The sequence below is a fragment of the Bradyrhizobium sp. ORS 111 genome (genome assembly GCF_045571485.1).
Taxonomy (GTDB): Bacteria; Pseudomonadota; Alphaproteobacteria; order Rhizobiales; family Xanthobacteraceae; genus Bradyrhizobium.
This window is the reverse complement of the sequence record NZ_CP120701.1, coordinates 3,095,488-3,107,015: the sequence shown is the minus strand read 5'-3', so window position 1 is coordinate 3,107,015 and position 11,528 is coordinate 3,095,488. Positions and strand designations below refer to the sequence as shown.

Annotated in this window: 12 protein-coding genes; 5 read left to right on the top strand and 7 right to left on the bottom strand. The window is 63.9% G+C overall.

Going from position 1 to position 11,528, the window contains the following annotated elements; genetic code table 11:
- Positions 1-113 precede the first annotated feature (113 nt).
- The gene (locus P6U30_RS14170) at positions 114-617 is read left to right on the top strand and encodes a PaaI family thioesterase (protein WP_407169610.1); all 504 of its coding nucleotides are present in this window, start codon (positions 114-116) and stop codon (positions 615-617) included.
- 863 nt (positions 618-1,480) lie between these two features.
- Positions 1,481-2,464, top strand: coding sequence for a DMT family transporter (locus tag P6U30_RS14165; RefSeq protein WP_407169609.1), 984 nt, complete (start codon positions 1,481-1,483; stop codon positions 2,462-2,464).
- Between the two features lie 46 nt (positions 2,465-2,510).
- On the opposite strand, the gene purQ is transcribed toward P6U30_RS14165, so the two are convergent.
- From purQ to purC, 4 genes are all read right to left on the bottom strand, one after another.
- Positions 2,511-3,212, bottom strand: a complete 702-nt coding sequence (purQ, locus tag P6U30_RS14160) for a phosphoribosylformylglycinamidine synthase subunit PurQ (RefSeq protein ID WP_407169608.1) — start codon at positions 3,210-3,212, stop codon at positions 2,511-2,513.
- Positions 3,213-3,216: 4 nt separating this feature from the next.
- A complete protein-coding gene (locus P6U30_RS14155) occupies positions 3,217-3,741 on the bottom strand; it encodes a hypothetical protein (RefSeq protein ID WP_407169607.1) in 525 nt (174 codons plus the stop codon).
- Positions 3,742-3,808: 67 nt separating this feature from the next.
- A complete protein-coding gene (gene purS, locus P6U30_RS14150) occupies positions 3,809-4,051 on the bottom strand; it encodes a phosphoribosylformylglycinamidine synthase subunit PurS (RefSeq protein WP_407169606.1) in 243 nt (80 codons plus the stop codon).
- 10 nt (positions 4,052-4,061) lie between these two features.
- Positions 4,062-4,829 carry a phosphoribosylaminoimidazolesuccinocarboxamide synthase gene (purC, locus tag P6U30_RS14145; RefSeq protein WP_171708996.1) on the bottom strand — a complete coding sequence of 256 codons (768 nt, stop codon included), beginning with the start codon at positions 4,827-4,829 and terminating at the stop codon, positions 4,062-4,064.
- A 347-nt stretch (positions 4,830-5,176) separates the two neighbouring features.
- Here purC and P6U30_RS14140 point away from each other — a divergent pair, with 347 nt between their 5' ends.
- Positions 5,177-5,500 (top strand): DUF1476 domain-containing protein, encoded by a 324-nt coding sequence (locus P6U30_RS14140; protein WP_407151657.1) that lies wholly within the window; start codon positions 5,177-5,179, stop codon positions 5,498-5,500.
- Between the two features lie 49 nt (positions 5,501-5,549).
- Here P6U30_RS14140 and P6U30_RS14135 read toward each other — a convergent pair whose 3' ends face one another.
- A complete protein-coding gene (locus P6U30_RS14135) occupies positions 5,550-6,485 on the bottom strand; it encodes a LysR family transcriptional regulator (RefSeq protein WP_407169605.1) in 936 nt (311 codons plus the stop codon).
- A 111-nt stretch (positions 6,486-6,596) separates the two neighbouring features.
- On the opposite strand from P6U30_RS14135, the gene P6U30_RS14130 reads away from it, so the two are divergent.
- Positions 6,597-7,424: an oxaloacetate decarboxylase gene (locus P6U30_RS14130; RefSeq protein ID WP_407169604.1), complete on the top strand. Its 828-nt coding sequence runs from the start codon at positions 6,597-6,599 to the stop codon at positions 7,422-7,424.
- Positions 7,425-7,520: 96 nt separating this feature from the next.
- Here the strand turns inward: P6U30_RS14130 and cynS are convergent, their stop codons facing one another.
- Together cynS and P6U30_RS14120 are read right to left on the bottom strand one after the other, a co-directional pair.
- A complete protein-coding gene (gene cynS / locus P6U30_RS14125) occupies positions 7,521-8,009 on the bottom strand; it encodes a cyanase (protein ID WP_407169603.1) in 489 nt (162 codons plus the stop codon).
- 135 nt (positions 8,010-8,144) lie between these two features.
- Positions 8,145-8,873, bottom strand: a complete 729-nt coding sequence (locus tag P6U30_RS14120) for an SDR family oxidoreductase (RefSeq protein ID WP_407169602.1) — start codon at positions 8,871-8,873, stop codon at positions 8,145-8,147.
- A 228-nt stretch (positions 8,874-9,101) separates the two neighbouring features.
- Here P6U30_RS14120 and P6U30_RS14115 point away from each other — a divergent pair, with 228 nt between their 5' ends.
- The gene (locus P6U30_RS14115; protein WP_407169601.1) at positions 9,102-11,519 is read left to right on the top strand and encodes a phosphoketolase; all 2,418 of its coding nucleotides are present in this window, start codon (positions 9,102-9,104) and stop codon (positions 11,517-11,519) included.
- The last annotated feature ends 9 nt before the right edge of the window (positions 11,520-11,528 follow it).

The following is an 11,528-nucleotide window of genomic DNA, read 5'->3' as shown; positions in this document are numbered from 1 at the left end:
CATTTCCGGCCTGTCCAGAGCTTTGCGGCAGGTGGCCGCGGGTCGCGGGATTTGCACATCGCGGATGGATCGGATTTAAGGACCGAAACCCGATAATTGAAGGTCCGGATTTCGTGAACGAGCTCGCCAAGACCGCAATAGAGACCGCATTCAACCGCCGCCCCGATCTGCATGTCGAAACCGGGGGCGAATTCGCCGGCTGGCGAACCTGGACTCGCGACAATTTCGAGACCCATACCGGCCCCTTCTACCACCGCATGAACGAGAACGGCGTCATCACCTGCGCGTTCCGGGTCGGAAAAAAGCACCTCAACGGCTCCGGCAACGTCCACGGCGGCTGCTTCATGACCTTCGCGGACTACTGCCTGTTCGCGCTCGCCGCCCCGGCGCTCCAGGGTCCCGGCGTCACGGTGTCATTCTCCTCGGAATTCCTCGACGCGGCCCGCGAGGGAGACCTGATCGAATGCACTGGCGAAGTCACCCGCGCCGGTGGGTCGCTGATTTTCGTGCGAGGTATGCTGACATCCGCCGAGCGGCCCCTGTTCACCTTCTCCGGCACGATCAAGCGAGTGAAGCGCAAGGCGCCGGCGGAGGCCGTAGCTCCTGCCGAACAATAACTCCGTGAAACACGCGCGGCCTGATTGAGACCACCGCGCGCACGTCTCTCGTTCGGAAATGCCGTATCGCAACCTGTTGCCCGTCATTGCGAGTTTGGATTGGCGTGAAGTCGTCGACCCGCTTTGAATGAAAGTGGGTGGATGCACTGGACCGAACTTGACCCTTTCTTCCTGGAGGCGGAACGAGATGCAAGGCTCGGACAAATCATGTCGCGAGAATGCGGATGCACATTCTCTCTCAGTCATCATGGCCCGCCACCGGGTCGCGCGAACGCGCGCCCGATGACAGGCTCCGGCGAGCCATCCAGTACGCCGCGGCCTCTCGGTTCGAGCACCGGTCTCTCTGGAATACTGGATCACCCGCATGCGCGGGTGATGACACCGCGCAAGCGTGAACTTGGACCTGCCCCTATCATTGTAGGTTCGGACCGGCGCGAAGTCGCCGACCTGGAACTCGCCCACTTTCTTCCGAGGAGCTCGCGACAAAATTGCAAAGCAATTTGCGCTAAAGCGACGACTTGTCCGCCGAAGCCTTGGCGAAGGCGGAAGCAATCCATGCTTCCGCGCACGCCGTGCGATGGTTTGCTTCGCGGAGCCTGTCATCGCGCGTATTCGCGCGACCCGTTGGCTCGCAATAACGTGGATGGAACAACGCGCAGCAGGACCAGCGAGTGAGCCGAGGCCATTGCCGATCTTCGCGCATCCACGAGAATTCCTTGTCACGGCAAACCGACCTGTCGAGACCTCGGATCTGTGCCGCAATGAGATGACTCTGTAACGCGCGGACGATTATCCGCTGGCCTCGGCAATGGTCCCGAAGTATCAGTTTTCCCAGCGCGCCAATGCGCGGGGAGCCAATCAAGGTGCCGAAGAGCACAGCTAGAGCGGGTGGCGTAACGGCTCCCGTGCAAATGTCCACAGCATCCACGACAGCACCCTCCGTGCGCGGCTGGCGCGACTACGCGCTGCTGCTGGCGCTCGCCTGTTGCTGGAGCTCGACCTACCCGCTGACCAAGATCGCGCTCGGCTCGATCCCGCCAGTCACCTTCATCTCGGCCCGCTCGCTGATCGCCGCGCTCTTTCTGCTCGTCGTGCTGCGGATTCGCGGCATCCGCATCCCGACCGACCTGAAGGCCTGGAAGCTATTCGCCTTCCAGCAGACCATCAACTCCACGATTCCGTTCCTGGTGATCACCTGGGCCCAGCAATTCGTGCAGGCATCACACACCGTCGTGCTGGCGTCGACGACGCCGATCTTCGCCTTCCTCATCACCTGGGCGATCACGCGGCACGAGCCGGCCTCGCTCATCAAGCTGCTAGGGGCGATCCTCGGCCTCGCGGGCACGGTCGCGATCATCGGTCTCGATGCGCTCAGCGGCTTTGGCAAGGAGATCGCCGCCGAGATCGCGATCCTGCTCGCCACCATCTCGTTTGCCTGCGCCACGATCTTTGGCCTGCGCCTGTCAGACTACGATCCGATGGTGGTCGCGGCCGGCTCGCTGCTATTCGGCGGCACGGTGCTGTTGCCGCTCGCCCTGGCTCTCGAACAACCCTGGACGCTGCATCCGACGCCGCAGGCGCTGGTGGCCACCGTCACCATGGGCATCTTCTCGAGTGCGCTCGGCCTGATGCTGTTCTACATGTGCTTGACGCGGCTCGGCACACTCGCCACCAACGCGCAGGCCTATCTGCGCATTCCGATCGGCGTGGCGCTCTCGGTGGTATTGATTGGAGAATCCGTGCCGTCCAATCTCGCACTTGGCCTCGTGCTCGTGATGGCCGGCGTCGCCGCGATGACCGTGCCGGCCGACACGCTGAAGCGTGCGCTGAGTCGGTTGCGGGGATGAAGCAGGCGACTATTTCTCGTTGCCGGCCCCGAGAAGCGCGGTGACCTTACGCAGCCTTCTCGTGATGCTGGACCAGCCCCGCGAACAGGCCGCGGCCGTCGGTGCAGCCCATGATCTCTTCGACGTGGTTCTCGGGGTGCGGCATCATGCCGAGCACGTTGCCGCGCTCGTTGACGATGCCGGCGATCGAATGCGCCGCGCCGTTGAAATTGGAGGCCTCGTCGACCACGCCCGCCGGCGAACAATAGCGATAGAGCACCCGCCCCTCGCCTTCGAGACGCTTCAGCGTCTCCTCGTCCGCCTCGTAATTGCCCTCGCCATGGGCGACCGGCACGCGGATCACCTGGCCGGCATTGTAGCCTCGGGTGAACGGCGTATCGGAGCGCTCGACCCGCATATGCGCGTCGCGACAGACGAACTTCAGCTCGGCATTGCGCATCAGCACGCCCGGGAGCAGGCCGGACTCGCAGAGGATCTGGAAGCCGTTGCAGACGCCGAGCACAAGTCCGCCCTTGGCGGCGAAGTCGCGCACCGCGTCCATCACGGGCGCGCGCGCTGCGATCGCGCCACAGCGCAGGTAATCGCCGTAGGAGAAGCCGCCGGGCACCACCACGAGATCGGTGCCTTTGGGCAGCGAGGTCTCGGCGTGCCAGACCATCGCGGTCTCGTTGCCGGAGGCGAGCTTGAGCGCGCGCGCCATGTCGCGCTCGCGGTTGATGCCGGGGAAGACGAGGACGGCTGATTTCATGAGGTCACCGGGTTTTAGGCGCTAGAGCAAGCATAACTGCGGCCGCAAACTTTGCGTAATTGTCATTGCTGGCCTTCTCGTCGCGTGCCGAGCTGATCAGGCTAGCCGAGGCGCGTGTGCCAAACAGCAAACCATTGACTTGATACTCGCTGGTGCCGTCGGGTGTCACCGTCAGGCGCCGAGCCCGGTACATCCGCGGCACCGCCGTGCCTTTGGCGCCATCGACGCCGAGTAGCGTGATCCGCTGTCCTGGCTTCCGCTGCTCCAGTGCCTTGATGATCTGGTCCTGGCTTTCACGGAACTGTTGCAGGGTCATCGGATTTTTGGCGGCATAGAGCCGATAGGTCACCTTGGAGCCCGCACCGCAGCTTGGCTGCTCGCAATGGAAGATGTGCACATCGGAGCCGCCGTGCTGATAGCTCCACCCGTTGACCGAAACCGGCGGTGCCTGCGATCCCGCCGTTGGCGCAGGCGATGATTGAGCCACTGCGCCGCCAATTCCACCGGCCGTGAACAGGGCGAGCAACAACGATCGGATCAAAGCGTGGTTGCTGCCGGGAATGGCGGGAGCGGCTGTTGTCATCTGGCTCGCCCGACTAGCTCAGCAATTCGACCCGGTAATTCTCGATCACGGTGTTCGCCAACAGCTTGTCGGCGGCAGCCTTCAACGCGGCCTCGGCCTTGGTCTTGTCAGTCGCCGCGAGCTCGATGTCGAACACCTTGCCCTGGCGCACGCTGGCGACACCGTCGACGCCGAGCGATTTGAGCGCACCCTCGATCGCCTTGCCCTGCGGATCGAGGATGCCCGACTTCAACGTCACAGTCACACGTGCCTTCACGATCGCCCCTTTAACTTTTCACCAGCACCGGGCCGGTCCCGGCCGGCCGCTCGTTTTCCATGAGAATACCGAGCCGCTTGGCGACCTCGGTGTAGGCCTCGAGCAGGCCGCCCAAATCGCGCCGGAAGCGGTCCTTGTCCAGCTTCTCGTTCGACTTGATGTCCCACAGCCGGCACGAGTCCGGCGAGATCTCGTCGGCGACGATGATTCGCATCATCTCGTTCTCGAACAGCCGCCCGCATTCCATCTTGAAGTCGACCAGGCGGATGCCGATCCCGAGGAAGAGGCCAGTCAGGAAGTCGTTGACGCGGATGGCGAGCGCCATGATGTCGTCGATCTCCTGCGGCGTGGCCCAGCCGAAGGCGGTGATGTGCTCTTCCGACACCATGGGGTCGTTGAGCTGATCGTTCTTGTAATAGAATTCGATGATCGAGCGCGGGAGCTGGGTGCCCTCCTCGATCCCGAGCCGCTGCGACAGCGAGCCGGCGGCGACGTTCCGCACCACTACCTCGAGCGGCACGATCTCGACCTCGCGAATCAACTGCTCGCGCATATTGAGGCGGCGGATGAAGTGGGTCGGCACCCCGATGTCGTTGAGGTGCTGAAACAGGTACTCCGAGATCCGGTTGTTGAGGACGCCCTTGCCCTCGATCACCTGGTGTTTCTTGGCATTGAACGCAGTCGCGTCGTCCTTGAAGTGCTGGATCAAGGTTCCCGGCTCGGGGCCTTCATAAAGGACCTTCGCCTTGCCTTCATAGATACGGCGTCGACGGCTCATTGGGATGTACCGTGTTTTGTTGAAATCCATGAATTTGGGTGCTCCGGATGATTTGGGGTTGCGACCCACGACGGAGCTGCCGCGGAGGCCTGGAACCTGGTACTTCAACAGGAAACAGAACAAGAACCATGCCTGTTGGCAACGTACCCGATTGGCCCATGGAGCACAATCGATACGACCCCATCGGGCTAACTTATACCGCCCTATCCTAAAGGGCCGATTCCGCCTGTTTTGCCTGCGGCTTAACGGCTCGTTGTGTTGCCGATTCCTGTTGCATATCTAGGCAGGGATCGGGGCTATCGCAACGAGCTGCGGCCCACCATTGAGCAGGGATTGGAACTTCGGCCATGAGCGAATTCAACAAGCGCGAGGAAGGTTTCGAGAAGAAGTTCGCCCTCGACGAGGAGCAGAAGTTCAAGGCCGAAGCCCGCCGCAACAAGCTGCTCGGCCTGTGGGCCGCAGAAAAGCTGGGCATCACAGGCGATGCCGCCAGCACCTACGCCAAGGAGGTGGTGGCCGCCGATTTCGAGGAAGCCGGCGACCGCGACGTCCTGCACAAGGTGTTGAAGGATCTCACCGCCAAGGGCAACGCCGTCACCGAGGCCGATATCCGGGCCAAGATGGACGAGCTGTTGATCCAGGCGGTGGCCCAGGTGAAGGCGGGAACGTGATATCTCGCGAATAGGACGTAGCGAGTAGCGAATTGAGCCATTCCGTTCGCTATTCGCCGTTCACCATTCGCTTCCTGCTACTTCGCTTCGTTGAAAATTCCGCGCGGATGATGTCGAGCAGACGGCGCGACGCGGCGCTGAGGAAGCCGCCGTGCCGCGTCACCGCGACAACCTCATGGCTTGCGCTGAGATTGCCGACGCGGATCGTCGCGATCGTCGCCGCGCGCAGTTCCTCCGCCGCATTGCTTTGCGACAATAGCGCGATGCCGAGCCCGGCCTCGACCAGCCGCTTCTGGGCGGTGAGGCTGTCGACCGGCGTCCAGTCGACCTCGCCGAGCCCGTGTGTCAGGAACAGCGCGAACACGTGCGAGGCAGTGATTTCGCGCCGTCCCGGCACCTCGGGGAAGGCGATCCAGCGCTCGTTCCAGAGATCGGCGAGCTTGGCGACCCGGCGCCCGGCCAGCGGATGGTCCGGCGCGCAGACCACCTGAAGCGGCTCGGCGAACAACACCTCGCAGTCGAGATCGCGCGAGCGGTCACGATCGTAGCGCAGCCCGATCGTCGCCTCGCCGCGCCGGATCAGATCGCTGACCTCGGCGCTGGTCGCGGTGCGTAACGTCAGCGCGACGTCCGGATGCCGACCGGCAAAGCGCTTCAGCACCTTGGAGAGCCGTTCGCCGGCGAGCGTGCCGGTTACCGCCAGCGCCACGGGGCCGGAATTGTCGCGCAGCAGGGCGCGCACCGCGTTCTCGGCGTCCTGCGCCGCCGCCACCGCGCGCTCGGCATAGGGCACCATCACCCGCCCGGCATCGCTCAGCCGCGTCTTGCCCGCGATCCGCTCGAACAAGGGAACGCCGAGCTCCTGCTCGAGCAGCGCGATGCGCCTTGAGATCGCCGGCTGCGACCGGTGCAGCGCCTTGGCGGCGTTCGAGATCCCGCCGCGCCGATGCACCACCAGGAACGTGTTGAGCGCGTCGCTGTCCATCTCTGGTCTCATGCAAAAAGCTGATGATATGGAGAGAAATAACAAATTTGTCTGATGGACAAAACCGCCCTATCGCTGCTGTCAGTCGCTTTGACAACAGCAGGAGCTCCCATGCGCACCCAGGCGGACAAGGCAGCACGGTTTCGCGAGCTGCATCAGCGGCCCGGCGCCTTCATCATTCCAAATCCATGGGATGCAGGGACCGCAAAACTGCTCGCGGCGATGGGTTTCGAGGCGCTGGCGACCACGAGCCTCGGGCTCACCAACACGCTCGGCCAGTCGACCGTGACCCTCGATGCCATCATTGAGAATTGCCGGACGATCGCGCAGGCTACCGACCTGCCCGTCAGTGTCGATCTCGAAAATTGCGGTGCGGACATGCCGAAGCTCGCGGCCGAGGCAATCCGCTTCGCCGCGGAAGCCGGCGCGGTCGGCGGCTCGATCGAGGATTCGACCGGCGATCCGCAGCGTCCGATCTATGATTTCTCGCTTGCGGTCGAGCGGGTTGAGGCCGCGGTCGAGGCGGCGCGTGCGTTGCCGTTCCCGTTCACGCTGACCGCGCGGGCCGAGAACTTTCTGCACGGCCGCAAGGATCTCGACGATACCATCAAGCGGCTGCAGGCCTTCGAAGCGGCCGGCGCGGACGTCTTGTATTCACCGGGCCTCTACGACCTCGCCACCATCAAGACCGTGGTCTCGGCCCTGAAGAAGCCGTTCAACCTCGTGATGGGCTTCGCCGATCCGACGCTGACCGTCGAGCAGCTTGCCACCGCCGGCGTCAAGCGCATCAGCGTCGGCGGCGCGATGGAGCGCCATGCGCTGGCTGCGTTCCTGCGCTGCGCCCGCGAGATGAAGGACAAGGGCTCGTTCACCTATGTGCGCGACATGGCGCCGGTGAAGGACGTTCGCGAGGCCTTCGCCGCCGCGACAAGCGACTAGCGCGCTTTCGAGCGCTTCGGTTCTGATTCAATCAGAAACGAAGGTCTAGGGAGCGGCGAGCAGCGAACAGGCCAGTCGCTACCCGCCATTCGCTCCTCAGCCTTCCTTGAAGCCGTATTCCGGCACGTTGCCGCTGGCGCCGTAATATTTGTAAGGCAGGAACTTGCCGCTCATCGTGAGCTTGACGCGGTCGCCTTTCGGGTTCGGCAGCCGCTCCATCACCATGTCGAAGTCGATCGCCGACATGATGCCGTCGCCGAACTCTTCCTCGATCAGCGCCTTCCAGGCCGGGCCGTTGATCATCACGAGTTCGTAGAAGCGATAGATCAGCGGATCAGTCGGCGGCATCGGAATGCCCTGCCCGCGCATCGGCGTCTCGTTCAGCATCGCGACCTCCGACGGCGAGAGCCCGAACAGCTCGCCGGCATTTGCTGCCTGCGGCTTGGTCAATTTCATCTGGCCGAGGATCGCGCCGGTTATCAGAACCTCCGAATAGCCGCCGATCTTTTCGCAGATGTATTTCCAGCTCCAGCCCTTGTCGCGCTTGATGTCGAGCAGTTTTTCGGTGAGGTCGGATCGTCTCATGGGTCGTCTCCCTCTGCGTTGTACTGTCCGTCCACGAGCAAGGAGCATGCCAGCAATCGGAGCGCTTGCGCAGGCCAAAGTCGGTAAAGATGCCCGCGACTTTGTCCGAAGCGGCACGAGCCGGGATCGATGCCGCTAGAGATCGAAATTCGTCGGCAGCATGACGACGTCGCGGATGGTCATGCCGCGCGGCCGCGTCAGCATGAACATCACGACATCGGCCACCTCGCTGGCCTCCAGCAGGCTTCCCGCAGCCTTGGCCTCCTCCAGCTTCTCCGCCGGCCAGTCGGCGAGCAGCGTGGTAATCACCGGTCCCGGCGAGATCGAGCCGACGCGAATGCCGTGCTTGAACACCTGGCGCCGCACGGTCTGCACGAAGCAGTTGATCGCCCATTTGGACGATGCATAGACCGGCTCCCACGGCGTCGGAAAATGCGCGGCGAGCGAACTCGTGACGATGATGTCGCCGGTCTTGCGCGCGATCATGTGCGGCAGCACGTCGTGCACGTTCTTCATCACGACGTTGATATTCAGGTTCAGCATCCGGTCGATGGCGGCGTTGTCGGCATCGACCAGGTCGCCGCCGACATAGGTCCCGGCATTGGCATGCAGGATGTCGAGCCGGCCGGCCTTCTCCAGCACGCCCGGCAACAGCGTCGCGCAGGCTTGCGGGTCGAGCAGGTCGATGACCAGCGGCATCGCGGCGTCGCCGTGCTTGTCGCGCAGCGCTTGCAGCGCGGCCTGGTCGCGATCGACCATCACCACGCGTGCGCCCGCCGCCAGCATCGCTTCCGTGCTTGCCAGGCCAATGCCCGAGGCGGCTCCGGTCACGGCAGCGACTTTTCCTTCCAGCTCTCTCGCCATCGATCCACCCTGCTGAACCCATCACTCCGCGGCGAGTATAACAATCCCGTTCACGATTGTCGGCGGCGGGCGCGGCCCGTCACCCGCCTTGGACCGGACGATCTGCCGCGGGGGTAGCGGCTTTGCCCCATCTCAACCTGTCGTCACATTTGCGGTCTAACGTCGCCGCCGATGGAACAGATCGACGGCTTGGGGGTCATTTGTTGGCATCATCCCGAGGAGATCGGCATGCAGGTGACGACGAACCCTGGCGAGCAAGCCCGCACCGACGATCTGGAACTGCTCGACCGCTACTGGCGCGCCGCCAACTATCTCTCGGTCGGCCAGATCTATCTGCTCGACAATCCGCTGCTCAAAGAGCCGCTCAAGCCCGAGCACATCAAGCCGCGGCTGCTCGGACATTGGGGCACCACGCCGGGCCTCAACTTCATCTATGCCCATCTCAACCGCGCGATCCGCGCGTCCGATCTCAACGTCATCTATATCTGCGGGCCCGGCCATGGCGGACCCGGCATGGTCGCCAACACATATCTCGAGGGCACCTACACCGAGATCTATCCGGAGGTGACGCGCGATGCGGACGGCCTGCGCAAGCTGTTCCGCCAGTTCTCCTTCCCCGGCGGCATTCCGAGCCACGCCGCGCCGGAGACGCCCGGCTCGATCCACGAGGGCGGCGAGCTCGGCTACGCGCTGGTGCATGCCTACGGCGCCGCCTTCGACAACCCCGACCTGATCGTGGCCTGCGTTGTCGGCGACGGCGAGGCGGAGACCGGCCCGCTGGCGGCCTCCTGGCATTCCAACAAGTTCCTCAATCCGGCGCATGACGGCGCGGTGCTGCCGATCCTGCACCTCAACGGCTACAAGATCGCCAACCCCACCGTGCTGGGGCGGATGAGCGACGAGGAGCTGCGCAGCCTCTTCACCGGCTATGGTTACGAGCCGCTGTTCGTCGAAGGTGATGATCCACCTGCGATGCATCGGCTGATGGCCGACACGCTCGACAGCGCCCTCGCCGGCATCCGCTCGATCCAGCAGAGCGCGCGGCAGCGCGCGGGCTTCAAGCGGCCGAAATGGCCGATGATCGTGCTGCGCAGCCCGAAGGGCTGGACCGGGCCGAAAGAGGTCGATGGCCTGAAGGTCGAAGGCTTCTGGCGCGCCCATCAGGTGCCGATATCGAACGCGCGCAGCAATCCCGAACATCTGAAGCTGCTGGAACAGTGGATGAAGGGCTACGAGCCCGACAAGCTGTTCGAGGCCGACGGCCGGCTGGTGTCGCAATTGCAGGCACTCGCGCCGACCGGCGACCGCCGCATGGGCGCCAATCCGCATGCCAATGGCGGCCTGCTCAAGCGCGAGCTCAAGTTGCCGGATTTCCGCAAGCATGCCGTCGAGGTCCCCCGCCCCGGCGGCGTCGTCGGCGAAGCCACGCGCGAGCTCGGCAAGCTCCTGCGCGAGGTGGTGAAGCTAAATGCGGATACGCGCAATTTCCGCATCATGGGCCCGGACGAGACGTCATCGAACCGGCTCGACGCGGTGTTCGAGGCGACCGACCGCATCTGGATGGAGGGGATCGAGCCCTACGACGTCCACCTTGCCCATGACGGGCGGGTGATGGAGGTGCTGAGCGAGCATCTCTGCCAGGGCTGGCTCGAAGGCTACCTGCTCACCGGCCGGCACGGCTTCTTCTCCTGCTACGAGGCCTTCATCCACATCGTCGATTCGATGTTCAACCAGCATGCCAAATGGCTGAAGGTGTCGCGCGCGCTGCCGTGGCGCCGCCCGATCGCATCGCTGAACTATCTGCTGACCTCGCATGTCTGGCGCCAGGATCACAACGGCTTCAGCCACCAGGATCCCGGCTTCATCGATCTCGTCACCAACAAGAAAGCCGATATCGTCCGCGTCTATCTGCCACCCGATGCCAATACGCTGCTCTGGGTCGCCGATCACTGCCTGCGCACCTATAACCGCATCAACGTGATCGTCGCGGGCAAGCAGCCCTCGCCGCAATGGCTTCCGATGCGCGAAGCCATCACCCATTGCGAGGCGGGTATTGGCATCTGGAAATGGGCGGGCACCGAGCCGGCGGATGCCGAGCCCGACGTGGTGATGGCCTGCGCCGGCGACGTCCCGACACTGGAGACGCTCGCCGCCGTCGACCTGCTGCGCAAGGCGCTGCCGGACTTGAAGATCCGCGTCGTCAACGTGGTCGACCTGATGACGTTGCAGCCCAAGGAGCAGCATCCGCATGGCTTGCCCGACCGCGATTTCGACAGCCTGTTCACCCGCGACAAGCCGGTGATCTTCGCCTATCACGGCTATCCCTACCTGATCCACCGCCTGACCTACAACCGCACCAATCACGCGGGCATGCATGTGCGCGGCTTTGCGGAGGAAGGCACCACCACGACGCCGTTCGACATGGTGGTGTTGAACCAGCTCGACCGCTTCCATCTCGCCATCGAAGCGATCGAGCGCGTGCCGGGGCTCGACATCGCCGCCGCCCACGTCAAGCAGCAATTCCGCGACGCCCTGATCGAGCACTCCCGCTACGTGCGCGAGCATGGCGAGGACCTGCCGCAAATCCGCGACTGGGTTTGGCCGAACAGCGCGGCCGGCACGACACCGCGGCAGCCCGGAGACTGACGCGCAGCG

Bases quoted from the DNA above. Each gene is read 5' to 3' on its own strand.
- purQ (WP_407169608.1), bottom strand. From the start codon at position 3,212: ATGAAATCAGCCGTCCTCGTCTTCCCCGGCATCAACCGCGAGCGCGAC.
- purC (WP_171708996.1), bottom strand. From the start codon at position 4,829: ATGAGCCGTCGACGCCGTATCTATGAAGGCAAGGCGAAGGTCCTTTAT.
- P6U30_RS14140 (WP_407151657.1), top strand. From the start codon at position 5,177: ATGAGCGAATTCAACAAGCGCGAGGAAGGTTTCGAGAAGAAGTTCGCC.
- P6U30_RS14135 (WP_407169605.1), bottom strand. From the start codon at position 6,485: ATGGACAGCGACGCGCTCAACACGTTCCTGGTGGTGCATCGGCGCGGC.
- P6U30_RS14130 (WP_407169604.1), top strand. From the start codon at position 6,597: ATGCGCACCCAGGCGGACAAGGCAGCACGGTTTCGCGAGCTGCATCAG.
- cynS (WP_407169603.1), bottom strand. From the start codon at position 8,009: ATGAGACGATCCGACCTCACCGAAAAACTGCTCGACATCAAGCGCGAC.
- P6U30_RS14120 (WP_407169602.1), bottom strand. From the start codon at position 8,873: ATGGCGAGAGAGCTGGAAGGAAAAGTCGCTGCCGTGACCGGAGCCGCC.
- P6U30_RS14115 (WP_407169601.1), top strand. From the start codon at position 9,102: ATGCAGGTGACGACGAACCCTGGCGAGCAAGCCCGCACCGACGATCTG.